Annotated in this window: 16 protein-coding genes and 1 tRNA gene; 6 read left to right on the forward strand and 11 right to left on the reverse strand. The window is 50.6% G+C overall.

Features of this window, described 5'->3' with window-relative positions; all coding sequences use genetic code 11:
- Positions 1 to 902 precede the first annotated feature (902 nt).
- From VMT62_03015 to galE, 7 genes are all read right to left on the reverse strand, one after another.
- Positions 903 to 1,499, reverse strand: a complete 597-nt coding sequence (locus VMT62_03015) for an ElyC/SanA/YdcF family protein (protein ID HVN95376.1) — start codon at positions 1,497 to 1,499, stop codon at positions 903 to 905.
- Positions 1,500 to 1,530: 31 nt separating this feature from the next.
- Positions 1,531 to 1,983 carry a GxxExxY protein gene (locus VMT62_03020; protein HVN95377.1) on the reverse strand — a complete coding sequence of 151 codons (453 nt, stop codon included), beginning with the start codon at positions 1,981 to 1,983 and terminating at the stop codon, positions 1,531 to 1,533.
- 32 nt (positions 1,984 to 2,015) lie between these two features.
- On the reverse strand, positions 2,016 to 2,144 hold the full coding sequence (locus VMT62_03025; protein HVN95378.1) for a hypothetical protein: 129 nt from the start codon (positions 2,142 to 2,144) through the stop codon (positions 2,016 to 2,018).
- Positions 2,123 to 3,244 carry a GDP-L-fucose synthase gene (locus VMT62_03030; GenBank protein HVN95379.1) on the reverse strand — a complete coding sequence of 374 codons (1,122 nt, stop codon included), beginning with the start codon at positions 3,242 to 3,244 and terminating at the stop codon, positions 2,123 to 2,125. Before VMT62_03030 ends, VMT62_03025 begins: the two co-directional genes overlap by 22 nt.
- Positions 3,245 to 3,286: 42 nt before the next feature.
- Positions 3,287 to 3,667: a four helix bundle protein gene (locus tag VMT62_03035; protein ID HVN95380.1), complete on the reverse strand. Its 381-nt coding sequence runs from the start codon at positions 3,665 to 3,667 to the stop codon at positions 3,287 to 3,289.
- A gap of 113 nt (positions 3,668 to 3,780) precedes the next feature.
- Complete coding sequence (gene gmd, locus VMT62_03040) at positions 3,781 to 4,959, reverse strand: GDP-mannose 4,6-dehydratase (GenBank protein ID HVN95381.1); 1,179 nt, start codon at positions 4,957 to 4,959, stop codon at positions 3,781 to 3,783.
- A gap of 52 nt (positions 4,960 to 5,011) precedes the next feature.
- A complete protein-coding gene (gene galE / locus VMT62_03045) occupies positions 5,012 to 5,980 on the reverse strand; it encodes a UDP-glucose 4-epimerase GalE (GenBank protein ID HVN95382.1) in 969 nt (322 codons plus the stop codon).
- 520 nt (positions 5,981 to 6,500) lie between these two features.
- On the opposite strand from galE, the gene VMT62_03050 reads away from it, so the two are divergent.
- Positions 6,501 to 6,986 (forward strand): PilZ domain-containing protein, encoded by a 486-nt coding sequence (locus VMT62_03050; protein HVN95383.1) that lies wholly within the window; start codon positions 6,501 to 6,503, stop codon positions 6,984 to 6,986.
- Between the two features lie 44 nt (positions 6,987 to 7,030).
- On the opposite strand, the gene VMT62_03055 is transcribed toward VMT62_03050, so the two are convergent.
- Together VMT62_03055 and VMT62_03060 are read right to left on the reverse strand one after the other, a co-directional pair.
- Positions 7,031 to 8,365: a radical SAM protein gene (locus VMT62_03055; GenBank protein HVN95384.1), complete on the reverse strand. Its 1,335-nt coding sequence runs from the start codon at positions 8,363 to 8,365 to the stop codon at positions 7,031 to 7,033.
- Positions 8,362 to 9,033, reverse strand: coding sequence for a rhomboid family intramembrane serine protease (locus tag VMT62_03060; GenBank protein HVN95385.1), 672 nt, complete (start codon positions 9,031 to 9,033; stop codon positions 8,362 to 8,364). Before VMT62_03060 ends, VMT62_03055 begins: the two co-directional genes overlap by 4 nt.
- A 60-nt stretch (positions 9,034 to 9,093) precedes the next feature.
- Between VMT62_03060 and galT the strand changes: the two genes are divergently transcribed.
- The 5 genes from galT to VMT62_03085 all read left to right on the forward strand — a co-directional run bounded on the left by galT (position 9,094) and on the right by VMT62_03085 (position 13,888).
- Positions 9,094 to 10,095, forward strand: coding sequence for a galactose-1-phosphate uridylyltransferase (gene galT / locus VMT62_03065; protein HVN95386.1), 1,002 nt, complete (start codon positions 9,094 to 9,096; stop codon positions 10,093 to 10,095).
- An 8-nt stretch (positions 10,096 to 10,103) separates the two neighbouring features.
- On the forward strand, positions 10,104 to 11,561 hold the full coding sequence (gene glgA / locus VMT62_03070) for a glycogen synthase GlgA (protein HVN95387.1): 1,458 nt from the start codon (positions 10,104 to 10,106) through the stop codon (positions 11,559 to 11,561).
- Entirely contained in the window at positions 11,515 to 13,284 is a 1,770-nt protein-coding gene (locus VMT62_03075) for an ATP-binding protein (GenBank protein ID HVN95388.1), read from the forward strand. Before glgA ends, VMT62_03075 begins: the two co-directional genes overlap by 47 nt.
- The gene (locus VMT62_03080; protein HVN95389.1) at positions 13,281 to 13,643 is read left to right on the forward strand and encodes a response regulator; all 363 of its coding nucleotides are present in this window, start codon (positions 13,281 to 13,283) and stop codon (positions 13,641 to 13,643) included. The genes VMT62_03075 and VMT62_03080 overlap by 4 nt, the downstream gene beginning before the upstream one ends.
- 173 nt (positions 13,644 to 13,816) lie before the next feature.
- Positions 13,817 to 13,888 (forward strand) — tRNA-Ala (locus VMT62_03085).
- A gap of 562 nt (positions 13,889 to 14,450) precedes the next feature.
- Here VMT62_03085 and ftsZ read toward each other — a convergent pair.
- Entirely contained in the window at positions 14,451 to 15,608 is a 1,158-nt protein-coding gene (gene ftsZ / locus VMT62_03090) for a cell division protein FtsZ (protein HVN95390.1), read from the reverse strand.
- Between the two features lie 19 nt (positions 15,609 to 15,627).
- The coding region (ftsA, locus tag VMT62_03095; GenBank protein ID HVN95391.1) for a cell division protein FtsA at positions 15,628 to 16,402 on the reverse strand (775 nt) is incomplete at its 5' end.

A 16,402-nucleotide genomic window follows, 5' to 3' on the forward strand; every position in this document is an offset into this window, starting at 1 on the left:
GAACACGAATCTTAAGTCGCGTTTGTGCAAGAACCATGAGGCGCTATCATCCTCTTCATACCGGCTGGGCACGAAGGTGAGCCGATAACCGCGATTTCCGAAGACCTTTGCGGCCATGATGCTAATCCTTCTCATGTGATAGGGAGAGCTCACGAAGATCGCCGAGGTGAAGCAGGCCTTTTTTGGTATCTCAAATCGTCCGGTGTCGAATCTTATTCTGGCTCAAACAGAACCAGGGAAGGGATGCGGCGCAAATCGCCAAACACACCTCAGAAGTAAAATGGCATGGCCTGAGATTGGGGGTAAATTCAGTAGACCTCGTCGTGACTACCCAAATCGACGAGGAGTACCTCATTTTCACTTAAGAACGAGAATACGACCCTAACGTCGTAATCCACGCTGAAGGCCCACAGGCCTCGGAGCTTGCCTGTCAATTTGTCCTTAACTGTTTATTGAACGGATCTTCTGAGAACAACTTCATAGATTTAGCAAATTTTGTTTTGAGTGCATTATCATTCTGCAGTTTTTTCCGGTATGATTTCTTGAAACCGCTGTCCCAGACAACGTTAATCATTTTCGAGGTCCCTTAATAAATCCCCGACAGACCCCCGCATTACTGTGCCTTTCTTGAGGTTCGACGTTGCTTTCTTCACTCTGACGACGATCCCGTCTCTTCTCGCTTCAATAAGTTGTTTTCGTATCAGCTCGGCGGCATACTCTTTGTCCTCGAAGGCAGATCATTAAAGTCCTCAACCAATCTATTCAAAGATGTGTTCTTCGTTGTCCGATAACCTCCTCTCGGTCCTTTTCTACTAATTATAGTTTAACACAAAACAGACGGCGCTGGTGACAGAAAGGCTCCGATGAGACTTTCTGGTATTTTAACTCTGCCGGCGTCCTGATCACGTGAAATATCGGTATAACATGAACCAACCAATCTTCGAATATTCGCTGAAGACGAATTTCAAATCGCGTTTGTGCAAGAACCATGAGGCGCTATCATCCTCTTCATACCGGCTGGGCACAAAAGTGAGCCGATACCGATGATTTCCGAAGACCTTCGCGGCCATAATGCTAATCCTTCTCATGTGATAGGGCGAGCTCACGAAGATTGCCGAGGTGAGCCCCGCTTTGTCCATGGCTTTCTTTGCTTCCAGTATTTCAATGTGTGTATCTTCGTAGTATTTGGGATAGCTTAAACGGTTCGCGATTCTGCCTTTGACGGTCGCGAGTTCGGGTCGCAGGTTCGTCTGGCCCCATTCCTCCGAAAAGAGTCCGGCCTCGGAGACCTTGCCGTAGGCCGGGATAATGAGACGACGGGAGTACCCGTCAGCAATGAGCTTGAAGGCTTCTTGTTTTCTGAGTGCGAATCTTGAACCGAGAAACAGGACGATCACGTCGGACTGGCCGGGTTTGTCCGATCGGAGAAGATAATAGGGCGCACAGGCCATGAAACCGACAACGGCGCACAAGATGATGAGTATGGTATATCGTTTCATGAATGTGTGGAGAAGTGCATTGGTGAGTATGCTATAGAACGAAACGCCTCAATTCGACTTTGTCATTGGCGAAGTTTACCAGAAGACCAGCGGTGTAGCCGGTGGCTTTGAGAATGTTGATGAGCTGTGTTTCGTGAGCCTTCTGAATTTCGTCGACCATCTTCAGTTCGATGATGATCGTCTCTTCTACTATGATATGTGCGTAATACTCGCCCACAGGGAAGCCCTTATAGTAGGCTTTGATGGGAACGTGGTTACGAGCCCTGAGTCCCTGTTTTCTTAGTTCTATCATGAGCGCGTTTTCGTAGACGGTCTCAAGAAAACCGCAGCCAAGCTCCCTGCTAACCTCCATGACGGCCCGATGGATTTTGCCCAGAAGACCGCCAATATCGACGGGTTCTTTATCGGCCTCAGGAGAGTTCTTCAACCCCGAATTGATTTCGGCCAGTATTTCGTCGTCCGCATCGAGAAATCTATTATTCATTTTGCCTTCAAATTGATAGGATGACTTGTATATTATCCGATAAGTCTCAAGCGGTCAAGTTTCTCGCAGCCCGGATCCATAGTTCTCGTGGCAGATAGTTCCAGGCCATCTGCCACGCTCTTGCTTACTTCGGTTAGTCTCAGTGCGCCTTGCGATACCATGCGATGGTCTTCTCGAGCCCCTGGCGAAAACCTGTCCTCGCCTTAAAGCCGAACTCTTTTTCTGCCCTCGTAGTATCGAGTCGCCTGCGCGGCTGGCCGTCCGGCTTCGTGGCATTGAATGTAACCTTGCCTTGAAATTCCATCAGTTCGCCAACCAGTTTCACGAGTTCTTTGATCGATATCTCAAAGCCCGCTCCGATATTGACCGGGTCACTCTTGTCGTATTTTTCGAAAGCCAGCGTGATGGCACGGGCCGCGTCTTCCACATAAAAGAACTCTCTCGTGGCCTTGCCGGTTCCCCAGATCTCAACGGTCACGCCGCCACCTTCCGCGCTTTGGCTTGGCCGCCCCCTGAGAGAAGACAGGCGCACACCGAAAGATGCAAGATGGGTACTGATCCACTCGGCATCCACAGCCGCTGTGCTCTTTGCCCGCCCTCTGCGGCTCCCCGTTTCCGGCCCATTGCCGAAAAGCGCCAGGTCCCGGAGAATGCCTTGATAATCTTGACGCGAGAGCAAGTCGGCGAGATAGAATTTTCTGATCAATGCGGGGACCACATGAGATGACTCGAAATTGAAATTGTCTCCCGGACCGTAAAGGTTTACGGGCAAAAGGAAGATGGAATTGAACCCGTATTGCTGCCGGTAAGCCTGGGATTGGACAAGCATCATCTTCTTTGCGAGACCGTACGGGGCGTTTGTCTCTTCGGGGTATCCATCCCATATCTCGTCTTCGCGGAAGGGTACCTTTGCGAATTTGGGATAGGCGCATATGGTGCCCAATGCCACGAACTTGTCGATGCCTCTTACGTATCCCTCGTGCAAGAGCTGAACGCCCATCATGGTATTTTCGTAGAAGAGTGATGCCGGGTTTTCACGGTTGAAACCGATACCGCCGACCTTGGCCGCCAGATGGATGACCGCATCAGGTTTTGTCTCACGGTACATTCTTTTTACGTCCGCCGACCGCACGAGGTTGTATTCCGGCAAGTCGGCCACGGCAATGTGTCGATATCCCTTTCTTTTTAGCTCGCTCACAAGGTGCTTGCCGAGAAAGCCTTTTCCGCCGGTGATGGTGATGTGTTTATCAAGAAAGTTCATAGTTCCTCTGGTTTATTTGGTTTGTATTGTTTATGGGGTTTGTCAGGTTTGTTTGGTTTGTTTCGTGCGCAGGTAGGTTATAAGGCCTGAAATTATGCGCGAAGTTTTGTCGGCCTGATCGTAAATAGCCTGAAACAGTTCTTGCGAGACGTATTTCTGGTCCCGTGCAACATAGAGATGGGACTGGAGTTCTGCTGCGGACGAGACTGAGATAAATAAGAATTGTATGAATTCTTTATTCGATCTGCGGACAAACCCTTCCGCAATGTTTCTCATGGTCGATACGGCCGCGCCGATGGTTTGCTCTCTTAGGCGATGATCGTTCTGGAATGGTTTGCTGTTCTTGATGGCACCATAAACCATATTTACGAGTGCTCTCGCTTCCTGCCAGCAATCGAGCTCCTCGAACCGGTTGATTTTCACTACTTTGTTCTTTCAATGGAGCTAACCAGACAAATCCGACAAACCATATGAACCGACTCTATTTTCTTTTAACAAAATAAACCCGACAAACTATACAAACCTGATGAACCTATTTATTTTCCTTCCCGCACCTTCTCGTAAAATGAGTACGCATGGTCGGTATAGCAGAAGCCCTTGGCCAGGCAAGCCTCAATCCCTTCGTTCGGCGGTTCGATGCCCACCATCTTGAGGTCGTAGTCCACCATGACCTTAACGAGCTCGGAGAAGGTTACGCGCGGCTGCCAGCCGAGTTCCTTTTTTGCCTTTGTGATGTCCGCCTGGAGGAAGTCGACTTCCGTCGGGCGGAAATACCGCGGATCGATCTCTATAAGCACGTCCCCGGTTTTCGGGGCATGTGCCTTCGACGCATTCTTTCCGTCGAAGCGGGAGGCGTTCACAGACCGGATGATCCCCTTTGTGTCCTTACCCTCGCCGCGCCATTCAAGCTCCACACCGGCGTAACCAAATGCCGTCTCGATCAGTTCGCGCACCGAGTGGCTCTCCCCGGTACCAACGGCATAGTCGCCGGGCCTTTCCTGCTGAAGCATAAGCCACATCATCTCCACGAACTCCGGGGCAAACCCCCAGTCTCTTTTCGCATCGAGGTTACCAATGTAGAGTTTCTTCTGGTTCCCTGTGAGGATATTGGCGAGCGCCCGGGTGATCTTGCGGGTCACAAAGGTTTCGCCTCGTCTCGGCGACTCGTGGTTGAAGAGAATGCCGTTGCAGGCGAACATGTTGTAGCCTTCCCGGTAATTGACCGTCATCCAGTATGCGTAAATTTTAGCGGCCGCGTAAGGGCTTCTCGGATAGAAGGGGGTCACTTCGCTCTGCGGAGGCGCGGACGCGCCGAATAGCTCCGAAGACGAGGCCTGGTAGTACTTTGTCTTGATGCCGCTTCGCCTGATCGCTTCGAGAAGCCTGGTAGCCCCGAGACCCGTGATGTCACCGGTATACTCCGGCGCGTCGAAACTCACCCGAACGTGGCTCTGGGCGCCGAGATGATAGATCTCTTCGGGTTTGATATTGTAGATGAGCTCGGTCAACTGTCCCGCGTCGGATAAGTCCCCGTAATGGAGAAAGAGCCGGGCGCCAGGGCTGTGCGGGTCGCTGTAGATATGATCAATCCGTCCTGTATTGAATGTGCTAGCCCGACGGATAAGACCATGCACCTCATAATCCTTGGACAGGAGAAGCTCGGCGAGATACGAGCCGTCCTGACCGGTGATGCCGGTGATCAATGCCTTTTTCATGTGGGCTCCTTAAACGTGTATCATGAAATTCGGGTCGCCGAACGGCGTTGTTTTACTGTTTCTTCTCCCATTCCCAGGCAGTCTTTACGATGAATTCGAGGTCGTCGTGACGTGGCTGCCACCCCGTGGTCTTCTTAAGCTTTGAGCTGTCCGCGGTGAGCGCAGCGGGGTCGCCCGCGCGACGGGGCGCATCCACCGTAGTAAAATTGATGCCGGTAACCTTCTTCGCTATGTCCACGACTTGTCTCACCGAAAACCCGTGACCGTAGCCGCAGTTCATGACATCCGATTTCTTTGTCTTAATGAGATAGGTGAGCGCAAGGAGGTGGGCTTGTGCCAGGTCGTCTACGTGGATATAGTCACGGATACAGGTTCCGTCAGGCGTGGCATAATCGGTGCCATAGATGAAGAGCTTCTCGGATTCTCCCTTTGCGGTTTTGAGCGACCTTGTAATAAGATGTGTTGCTTCTTTGTAAGCCTGGCCTATGCGCGCCTCGGGATCGGCCCCTGCCACATTGAAATACCTTAGGGCGACGTAGGAGAAATCCTGTGACGCTGCAAGGTCCGCGAGCACGCGCTCAATCATCATTTTCGAGGCCCCATAGGGGTTGATCGGCGCAAGCGGCGCACCTTCATCGATGGGCATCTTCTCCGGCATGCCGTATGTGGCGGCGGTCGAAGAATAGATGAAGTGTTTGACCTTATTCTCTACCATGGCCTCGAGCAGGTTGATCGTATTGATCACGTTGTTGCGGTAATACAGGAGAGGCTTCCTCATAGACTCCTCTACCTGGATAGAGGCGGCAAAATGGATCACGGCGTCGGGCTCAAAAGATTTCAGCGTCTTGCTAATGAGCTCTCTGTCCTCTAAGTCTCCCTTGACGAGGTTTCCGAAGAGGATGGCCCAGTCGTGGCCCGTCGAAAGGTTATCGAAGACGAGTATATCGTGTCCTTTTTCGCCGAGCGCTTTTACGACATGACTTCCTATGTATCCGGCGCCGCCTGTTACAAAGATCTTCATAGTCAACTTCCTTCTCCTGATGTCATTACGTAACGTCAAATAACGTTAGGTTTTATCACGTACGGGGACGAATCACAATAAGCTACCGCCATTACGATGCGGCACAATGCGCACTACGTTTTGTAAGTTCTTCGTATACAAAATCCGGAACAGTCCGATTTCATTTATATATTAGCATAAAAACGGAGCATATGTGGACAATTTTATTTACGTTCTTGCCGTAAGTTTTTAACTTAATTCAATTAAATGTTAGTTAAGCCAAAATTAAGTTTCGATGAAATCAAGGGGTGGGTATTCACAGGTCTGCCGGCGGGCATAGATGGTGTTATTGAAAATATTGTAATATACTAGGATAATCCCTGCCCGGAAAAACTTTGCATTTTTGCAAAAAAGATCCATATTTACGCTATATTTAGCTTGCATTCTAATATTTCCATGTTATACTAAATATACACGGGTGGGAGAAGGTGTCTTGCCGCGGTTAAGAAGGATGATTATATAACATGGGAGGTGCTTGGTTATGAAAAAAGATGTTACTATATGTTTTCGTACCAGCGAGGATCTCCGGGGTTCTTTGGAAAAGATCGCCGATAGCGAGAGGAGATCGCTTTCATCCATCATTGAAACCGTTCTTTATAACCATCTCAAGGACAGGCACGTTCTAAAGGGCTTAAAAAACGAGCGGCGCGGCTATCCGAGAAAAGAGGTATCTTTACCCGCTTTTGTCTATCAACGTGAGTCAAAAGAATCAAGTTTACAGACCGGCATCATTATCGACCTCTCTTTGGGGGGAATGCGCATTTCGGTGCCGGAAGATTATGAGGCAAAAGATGCGGGTGAGTTCGACACCATATTCACCATACCGAACGAGAAAACGCCTATCAAGATGAAATGTGCCGTCAAGAGGGTTTTTGGTGGACCGGAAAATACCAAAGATCTGGCCGCTAATTTTGTGGATGGTGATTTTTCCGGTTACCAGAAGCTGCATAAATATCTTACGCAGTAACTCTTAGGGCTTCTTCAAATCTTCAAGCTTCTCAAGCTTCTTTTCTAGCGGGAAAATTCTATCTTCCTCACATACTGTTTGAGAGAGTTCATCTGTTCCTCGGTGAAGCCTTCCCAGGCGAACGGGAAAAGAGCATTATTCTGATACAGGGGCTCTTCCGCAATGGGGAATCGCGCAGAGCGATAATACTCATCAAACATGGGCGTATGAGGTATGGGGGTATATTCCGCGATATAAGGTTTTGCCCCTAAACCACAAACATAGTCCACGGCGTCACGCACCGCCTCCCATTTCTGAAAGGGAAGCCCGGCCAGTATGTACACAGGCATGTTGTCCCTTCCGAAACCCACTTCTTGAAGGGCCTTCAAAGCCCTTTCAAAGGTGCGTGAATCGACCTTGCCCCCTGTCTTTCTTTGTATGGCAGGATCGATGGACTCGAGGCCGATTCTCACCTCCCGAAAACCAGCCTGCGAAAAGAGGCGGGCCAGTTCGTCATCGATAAAGGCCGCATTCATTGCGTTGGGATTGTATATTTCAATGGAGAAGGGGAGCTCCGCGATCTTTTTCAAGAGCGGTTTGGCGTAGGCCTCCTTTTTATACAGGAAACTGTCATCATAGATCACAAATTTCGTCACCCCGTGGTTATCGTGCCAGAACGTGATCTCCTCCAGGACGGATGACGGCCCTCTCCGTATCATTTCCGGATGCATGTAGGGTGTCGCGCAGTAAGTGCAGGAGAAGACACATCCGAGGGAGGTGAGCAGGGGAACGAAGGGGATGTGGTGGTATAGGTCATAACAGGGAAACGGCAGCGCATCGAGGTTATCGATCGCCGGTTTGAAAGATAGGGGTAGGGAAAACCTCTCTTCGACAAAATCATAGAATATGGCCGTTTCGGTACTCTTCACGATGAGGTCTGCGGATTTAAGGTGGCTTAAAGCGATCTCATCGCACAGCGTGGGATAGATGCCGCCCATAACGACGGCGGCGTGCGGAAAGCATGCCTTAGCGATCTCGAGGGCTTCTTTGGCCCCGAGATACCAGTAGGTCATGATCGATGTAATGAGGATGAGATCGGGCTCATCAATTCCCGACAAGGCCGATTTTAGTTCGTCAGGCGACATACCGTAGCGCCTGAAATTCCTCTTTATGTCTCTCAACGGTTCGGGTTTGCGTACCTTTTCTTTGAAGAAGGGCGCCCTTCCATCCTGTTTGCGCTTCTTTTCATTGGTCTTCATGCAGTCAATGAGATGGATCTCGAAACCGTTCTTCCTGAGAATGCTCCCCATGTAGAGAAGTCCGAGAGGACTTGCCCAGAAACTGTAAGCAGCAAAATCATAGATATAGGGGTTGAGGAGCAGGGCGTTTAAGGTTCTCACGATGCAGCTCGGCGCGGTTTAGCCAGTGTCTTTCGAGCGAGCAGCTTTGCCATCACGAGACCGAAAATGAACCCTCCTATGTGGGCGTGCCAGGCGATGCCCTCCATGGCGGTCGAGTAAAGCACCTGCCCGAAGAACCAGATGCTGAGAAGTACGATCGCAGGAAGATCGGCGATGAAGATGAAGATCAGTGTTTTTATGCGCGCGTAAGGGTAGAGGACGAGATAAGCGCCGAGCACGCCGGATATGGCCCCGCTCGCGCCGATCATGGGGATCGTTGACCAGGGGTCATAGAAGAACTGAAACGCAGCGGCCACGAGTCCCGATAGAACGTAGAAGACAAGAAACCTCACATGCCCGAAGGCGTCTTCGATGTTATTCCCGAAGATCCAGAAATAGAGCATGTTGCCGGCGAGATGAAGAAAATTCCCATGAAGGCACATGGAGGTGAAGAGCGTGAGCACGTTGTAGGGAAGAAGGTCCCATCGTGTGGTCAGGGATGTCATGAACTCGTGAGGCACAAAACCATAGTATTTGTAAATCAATTCGGCTGCGCGGGGCTCGAGTCCGAGCCACTGCCACAGAAAAATTAACATATTTACAAAGATAAGACTCATTGTTATAATTGGAATGGTGCGCGTGGGGATATTATCTTTCAGCGGAATCATAAAGTTAATTTCATATCATGCGATACAATACATGTCAAAAGATTGAACGCGGGGTAGTTTATGCCTGAATTAAGAAAAGATCCCATCATCGACAGATGGGTTATTATTTCAACGGAACGAGGCAAAAGGCCGGTCTTTATTGCGGACGAGGCGCCTCCGGTAAAGGGCGCGGTCTGTCCTCTATGTCCCGGCAACGAATATATGACGCCCTCTGAAGTATATGCGAAAAGGGTCGCAGGCTCACCGCCAAATTCTCCCAACTGGACATTACGGGTCGTGCCGAACAAGTTTCCCGCCTTAAGGATCGAGGGTGGTCTTGATAAAGAGGGCATAGGGCTCTACGATAAGATGAACGGTGTGGGCGCCCATGAGGTGATCGTGGAGACGCCAAACCACGGCGAGACCTTGTCGGATATGCCTGTCGAACGAATCCAGGACCTGTTCGTAGCTTACAAAGAGAGGATCGTAGACCTGTCGCGGGATAAAAGATTCAAATACATCATGGTCTTCAAGAACCACGGCGCCATAGCCGGCGCGTCTCTCGACCATTCTCACTCACAGCTCATCGCACTGCCCATCGTTCCGAAAAGGGTCGTTGAGGAACTAAGCGGCGGGTTGGAATACTACAAATTCAAGGACAGGTGTATCTTTTGCGATATGATCACCCAGGAGAAAGAGGACAATGTGCGTGTAGTCGCTGAAAATGATCAGTGTATCGCGATCTCGGCATATGCCTCCCGTTTTCCCTTCGAGACATGGATACTGCCGAAAAAACACGAGTCGATCTTCGCCGAGCACCAGGGCGCCGATAACTTTTATTCCCTGGCGAGCATGATGTCCGAAATCTTAAAGAAATATGTGACGGTACTGAACGCGCCGCCCTATAATTATATCATCCATACCGCTCCGCTTGTAGGCGGAGACACGCCTCACTTCCACTGGCATATCGAATTGATACCACGACTGACAAAGATGGCCGGATTCGAATGGGGAACAGGTTTTTATATTAATCCCACGCCTCCTGAAGAGGCAGCTGCCTATCTAAAAGAAGCGCCCGTATAGGGGGTACCATGAAAATACTGATTGCTTCTCCCGAGATTTATCCTTTCGTGAAAACGGGGGGTCTGGCCGATGTCACCGGGGCCCTTCCCAAAGCCCTGAAAAAGCTCGGCATCGAAGTCCGGGTGATCCTCCCCAAGCACAAAGGAATAGAAGAACAAGGCTTTCCCATGCGATACAAGAACTACCAGATCTCGTGCCAGGTGTCGCAGTCCTCTGTGGACGCCGAGATAGTGGAGACCGAGTACGATGGAATCACGGCCTATCTCGTGGAAAAGGATGAATACTATTATCGGGATTATCTTTACAGCACCCCTGACGGTGATTACCTCGACAACGCGGAACGGTTCATCTTCTTTTCCAAGAGCGTCATAGAGGCCATGAAGGTTACCGGGTTTGTTCCCGATGTGCTTCACTGCAATGATTGGGAAACGTCCCTTGCTCCCGTATTTCTCAAGACGCTCTGCAAGGACGACCCGCTTTTCTCCAACACGCCGACGCTTCTCACCATCCACAACCTGGGTTACCAGGGGATCTTCTGGCACTATGATATGCACCTTCTCAATGTAGGATGGGAATACTTCACCCCGAATTACCTCGAATTTTTCGGACATATCAACTTTCTGAAGGGTGGCATCGTGTTCTCCGATATTCTGAACACGGTGAGCAAGCAGTATAGCCAGGAAATCCAGACTCCGGAATTCGGCTGGGGCCTGGATGGCATACTACGGACGAGAAAGAATGATCTCTTCGGCATCGTGAACGGGATTGACTATGAAGAGTGGAACCCGGCGAAAGACCGGTTAATTCCTGCCCTCTATAGCGAAGAGAACATTGCAAACAAGAAGATCTGCAAGAAAGCCCTCCAGGAGGCCTTTGGACTTCCCTCCGATGAGCGTACGCCGGTTATCGCAACCATCTCAAGACTTGCGGACCAGAAGGGATTCGATGTCATAGCGGAATCGCTCGAAGAGATGCTCTCGCTCGGCATACAATATGTGGTGCTCGGCACCGGGGAAAGAAAGTATCATGACATCTTTACGCAACTCTCCAAGCAATTCCCCAAAGCATTCGCCATAAAGATAGCCTACGACAATAACCTCGCCCATTTAATCGAAGCGGGCGCAGATATGTTTCTCATGCCTTCCAGATATGAGCCATGTGGCCTCAATCAACTCTACAGTCTCAAATATGGAACCGTACCCATCGTGCGCGGTGTGGGGGGACTTGAAGATACGATCATCGATTACACGAAATCCCCTGAGACCGGAACGGGCTACAAATTCTACGACTACACAAAAGATGCCATGCTTGAAGCTATCAAGAGCGCACTCGCGATTTACAAAGACCAGAGCTCCTGGCAGTCCCTGATGAAGCGATGTATGAAGCAAGATTTCTCATGGGAAAAATCCGCCGGAGAGTATGTGGAGCTTTACAAAAAAGCAATTGCGAAGCATGAATCCCACTGATCTGCTCGGAAAGATCATTGAAATCTCGCATTCAAACCTGGAGCTTGCCGCACGGGTAAGCCCCATACTCAATATCGTCTCTCAGGAAATGAATTTTGAAGAGGTGCTCGTTTTCACCTTTGACAAAGACAAGAGACTTACCTGCAGATTTATGAACCAGAAAAGCGCGCTCTTCACCACGCTCAGCCAGTACCGTTGTCACATCGGCGAAGGCATCATCGGGAGCGTGGCCCAAAAGAGACAGCCTCAGTACTTTACCATAAAGGATATCTCGCCCCGATTCGGTTGTCTCTTTTATCCCGAACTGGACGAAGTCATCACGAATTACCGGACATTTTCCTTTCTTCCGCTGGCCGACGACAGCTATCTTTACGGCGTGCTTGTGCTCTGCTCGGTGTCGAAAGATGCGATCCAGGATCAGGAGAAGATTCTTTTATCCGTTATATGCAGGGAAATAGGCGGTATACTGCGTTCCTTCGAACTGTTACTTTCCTCAAAAAAGAGGATCAGCGAGCTTGCCATGCTCTCCGAGCTTGGTAAGGTGCTCATTTCGAACGTCGAACCTTACGAACTTCTCAAGAGCATTGCGCTGATCATAGCGAAATCTCTGAATGCCTCCTTTGTGACCGTCAAACTCGAATACACTTTTCTCAAGCTCGACTCACGGCGGTTCACCTACGGCGTGATCGATCCGGCCATCGAGGCCTATATCGAGCAAATGGAGCAATCGGCGGTAAAGCTCTTGAGGCCAGTCTCCCTCAAGAATGCAGCGCCCGATCAATTTGAGGACTCATCGAAATTCACGATCTATTCGGCGCCCATCGCCTCGAAAAACAGGGTTCTCGGCACCGTCACGATTTGCGGGGAGAAAACCGCTGAACCGCATACCCTCGAGGAAGACGGTCAGTATGTGATAAATACCATCGCCAATTACATTTCAAGCGGTCTTGAGAATAGTCTTCTCAATACAAGACTAAGGGATGTGGTGAGGGAACTGACGGACGCCCAGAAAAGACTTATCGAACAGGAAAAGTTCAGAAGCTTAGGGGAGATGACGGCAAACATCGCCCACGAAATAAAGAACCCGCTTGTGATCATCGGCGGTTTTACCAAGAGACTTGCAAAGAAGATGCACCAGGAGGGACCGGAGAAGAAATACATAGGGATCATACTCAAAGAAGTCACAAGGCTCGAGACGATCCTCAACGAGCTGCTCAATTACGTGAGGGAGGGGTCCTCGGTCACGGAAACATGCAACATGAATGACTTTCTCGACGAGATCCTCTATCTGCTATCTGCCGATGTCTCCTGGGAGCAGGTCGAGATCACCAGGGATTTCGATGGCGCGCTGCCCATGATCCCCTGTGATAGCCAACAGTTGAAGCAGGTCTTCATCAATGTTCTTATGAATTCGTATGAGGCTATGCACGGCAAGGGAAAGATCGTGATTAAGACCATGCGGACGACTTTCAATAACCGGCCTTTTGTCAGTGTTTCCATTACCGATACGGGCGGTGGGATCGATCCGGAGATTATCGACAACGTTTTCAATCCCTTCTTTACCACCAAAGAAACGGGCACCGGCCTGGGCCTTGCCATTTCAAATAAGATCGTCCTGTATCACCATGGTCACATAGATGTGGAGAATACTGTGGGGAAGGGCGTGACGTTTATTGTATATCTTCCCTTAAAAAATGATATGATAAAAGAGGAGCCGCTATGAAAAACGCAAGGATTCTTGTGGTGGACGACGAGGAGAATATCCGTCTTCTGTTCAAGGAAGAACTTGAAGAAGAAGGGTACACCGTGGATGTCGCATTGAACGGCCATGATGCCCTTCAAAAGCTCAAGGACGCCCCGTTCGATCTGGTGGTGATGGACATCAAGATGCCGGGCATGGACGGCATACAGGCCTTGAACGAAATAAAGAATTCCAACAAAGACCAGCCGGTGATCCTATGCTCGGCTTACGGTGAGTTCAAACAGGATTTTTCAAGCTGGGTGTCTGACGGGTATGTGGTCAAATCGGCGGATACAACGGAACTGAAGCAGACCATAAAAAATATTCTCAATCGCGCATAGGCCTGCCACAAAAGACGCGGATCGAACCCCTTTTCGTGCGGGTCTCAACCGTAGGATGCGGGATAGTAGAGCGCGTGGGGCTCACACGGCCAACCAAGAGGCTATCGGTCCCCCGGGAAAGCGTACAAAGTCCTTGCTATTACAGCGAACTTGAAATAGTATAATAAGACACTGGGGGTGTAGCTCAGCGGGAGAGCACCTCGTTCGCAACGAGGGGGCCACGGGTTCAATCCCCGTCACCTCCACAATTAGGAAAGAGGAGTTCGGAGTCTCGAGGGGCATCCGGAGGCTTCTCGCCATTCGCGCACAGTTTCATTGTATTCCCAAGTGACACAACACTGACAAGTATCCAAGACCGCAGAAGGATAATCCCGGTAAGTAACGAACCGTCGTGCTAACGGTTCACGGGAAGGATTTTTCAGAAAGCTATAGGGAATACAAGACTCAAAGCGGGGAATGGAAAAACTTCTGAAGGATCATCGTAGTCGCGCACCTCACATTCAGGCTCTTCATCCCTTAAAGGGCAGGGGCGGGTAGCCCTCGGATGAAGGGTTGCTATGATCGATCTCACACGAGATCGCTTTTCCTCAGATGGTCTGCCGCCGCCGACAAATTTGTCAAGGATTGACCCTTGTCATGCCTGCGATGTGCGGCGAGCAATATAAATACGAAGACCCCAAAGTAGAACCCTACCAAAAAGGCAATGAAAGGTATCATGCTTCCTCCTTAGCCTGGAAGAATCGGTTCCGCTTTCCTCGCGGGTAATACGTGGGACGAGTCTTTGCGTGCGAAGGCCCGTCCTTCCCGTCAATCCGCCTGTTTTCGCAAAAAGGTCGGAATATCATACCTGTCTTCATCGAGGTCGATGTTGTCACTCTTCGCTTTTGTTTCCTTGTAGTCTACCTTATAGTCGATAGCCACCTTCTTTTTCATGAAGGACGGTATATTCTCTTCGTCAAAAAGTCTCCCGTGAACATATGTGTCGGTCCTCTCCTCATCGACGCGCACCTGCTCATCAAAGCCGGTGGCGATTACCGTGATTCTGATGGTGTCGTTCATGGCAGGATTGTACACGAGGCCCCAGATGATCTTTGCTTGCTCATGCGCCTGCTCCTGAATGAGGGTAGAAGCCTCACTGACTTCGTTGAGCGTCATGTCCACGTTGCCCGTTACATTGATGAGTACGCCGCGTGCTCCGTGGATCGATATGTCTTCGAGCAGAGGGCTTGATATGGCCTTTTGGGCGGCTTCTCTCGCCCGGTTCTCGCCGGACGCCTCTCCGATGCCCATGATCGCCATGCCCCTTTCGCACATGATGGTCTTCACATCCGCAAAATCCACGACCACGTGACCTGAACCCACAATGAGATCAGAGATGCTTCGCACTGCGTTGAGAAGCACTTCGTCAGCTTTGAGAAAGGCCTCCATGATGGTCATGTGGCGTCCGCCTATGGAGAGAAGCCTCTGGTTCGGAATGGTAATCAGCGAATCCACGCGGGACTTGAGCTGGACAACCCCGTTCTCGGCTTGCGTCATCCGGTCCTTTCCTTCAAAGGCAAATGGTTTTGTAGAGATGGCCACCGTGAGGGCGCCCACATCTCTGGCGATTTCGGCAATGACCGGGGAGGCTCCGGTGCCGGTGCCGCCGCCGAGCCCGCAAGTGATGAACACCATATGGGCTCCCTTCAAGTGATCTTTGATCTTGTCGATGTCTTCGAGGGCAGATTTCTTGCCCACTTCGGGGTTCGCTCCGGCGCCGAGACCCTCGGTAAGCTTTGAGCCTATCTGGATCTTAACCGGCGCCTTGCAGGCGGCTAAAGATTTTACGTCCGTGTTGACGGCGATGAATTCGACGCCCTGAATATCCGCGTCTACCATGTTGTTGAGGGCGTTGCATCCGCCGCCCCCTACACCTACGACGATCAGTTTAGCTGAAAATCCGTTTGTCTCATCCATATAGAACATTGCGCTCACCCCGCACCTCCTAAAAGATTTCTTTAAACCATTTGCCCATATTGCTTAAGAGTTTCTGATTGCCGAACATTCTTCTCATGGATCTGCCTACGTCGAATCCGCGCCTGCCTCTCGCATATCTGGCGCCGTAGACGAGAAGACCCACGCCGGTTGCGTATGACGGGTTATTGACCACATCCACAAGGCCTCCGACTCCAATGGGGTTTCCCCTGCGCGAAGGCAGATTGAATACGCTTTCGGATAATTCGGGAATGCCCTCAAGATTTGCGCACCCCCCCGTGATGACGACGCCTGACGCAAGCAGTTTTTCCATGCCCGATTTCTTTATCTCTTCATAGATCAGCGAGGCGACCTCTTCGACCCTCGGCTCGATGATGTCAGCCAGGGTTTTTCTCTGAAGCGTCCTTGGTTTTCTGCCGCCCACGCTCGGTACCTCAATGGTCTCATTCGCGCCCACCATATTTGAGAAGGCGCAGCCGTATTTTTTCTTGATCTTTTCCGCATCGTCGATAGGCGTCCTCAAGCCTATGGCGATATCATTGGTGATGCTGTTGCCGCCGAATGGCAGGATGGCCGTATATTTGATGCTCCCGTTGGCGAACACGGCGATGTCGCTCGTTCCGCCGCCCATATCAACGAGCGCTACACCGATCTCTTTTTCCTCAGGCGTGAGGGTGGCCTCCGAGGAGGCGAGCTGCCCGAGGATAATGTCATCCACGGAGAGTCCGGCGAGCTTACAACACTTGATGATATTCTGCGCCGAAGAGATGCTGCCCGTTACGATA

Source organism: Syntrophorhabdaceae bacterium (assembly GCA_035541755.1).
GTDB lineage: Bacteria > Desulfobacterota > Syntrophorhabdia > Syntrophorhabdales > Syntrophorhabdaceae > PNOF01.

Excerpts from the sequence above, each read along its gene's own strand:
- galT (HVN95386.1), top strand. The coding sequence starts at position 9,094 with ATGCCTGAATTAAGAAAAGATCCCATCATCGACAGATGGGTTATTATT.
- glgA (HVN95387.1), top strand. The coding sequence starts at position 10,104 with ATGAAAATACTGATTGCTTCTCCCGAGATTTATCCTTTCGTGAAAACG.
- VMT62_03050 (HVN95383.1), top strand. The coding sequence starts at position 6,501 with ATGAAAAAAGATGTTACTATATGTTTTCGTACCAGCGAGGATCTCCGG.
- VMT62_03075 (HVN95388.1), top strand. The coding sequence starts at position 11,515 with ATGTGGAGCTTTACAAAAAAGCAATTGCGAAGCATGAATCCCACTGAT.
- ftsZ (HVN95390.1), bottom strand. The coding sequence starts at position 15,608 with ATGTTCTATATGGATGAGACAAACGGATTTTCAGCTAAACTGATCGTC.
- VMT62_03015 (HVN95376.1), bottom strand. The coding sequence starts at position 1,499 with ATGAAACGATATACCATACTCATCATCTTGTGCGCCGTTGTCGGTTTC.
- VMT62_03025 (HVN95378.1), bottom strand. The coding sequence starts at position 2,144 with ATGGTATCGCAAGGCGCACTGAGACTAACCGAAGTAAGCAAGAGCGTG.
- gmd (HVN95381.1), bottom strand. The coding sequence starts at position 4,959 with ATGAAAAAGGCATTGATCACCGGCATCACCGGTCAGGACGGCTCGTAT.
- galE (HVN95382.1), bottom strand. The coding sequence starts at position 5,980 with ATGAAGATCTTTGTAACAGGCGGCGCCGGATACATAGGAAGTCATGTC.
- VMT62_03080 (HVN95389.1), top strand. The coding sequence starts at position 13,281 with ATGAAAAACGCAAGGATTCTTGTGGTGGACGACGAGGAGAATATCCGT.
- VMT62_03060 (HVN95385.1), bottom strand. The coding sequence starts at position 9,033 with ATGATTCCGCTGAAAGATAATATCCCCACGCGCACCATTCCAATTATA.
- VMT62_03030 (HVN95379.1), bottom strand. The coding sequence starts at position 3,244 with ATGAACTTTCTTGATAAACACATCACCATCACCGGCGGAAAAGGCTTT.
- VMT62_03020 (HVN95377.1), bottom strand. The coding sequence starts at position 1,983 with ATGAATAATAGATTTCTCGATGCGGACGACGAAATACTGGCCGAAATC.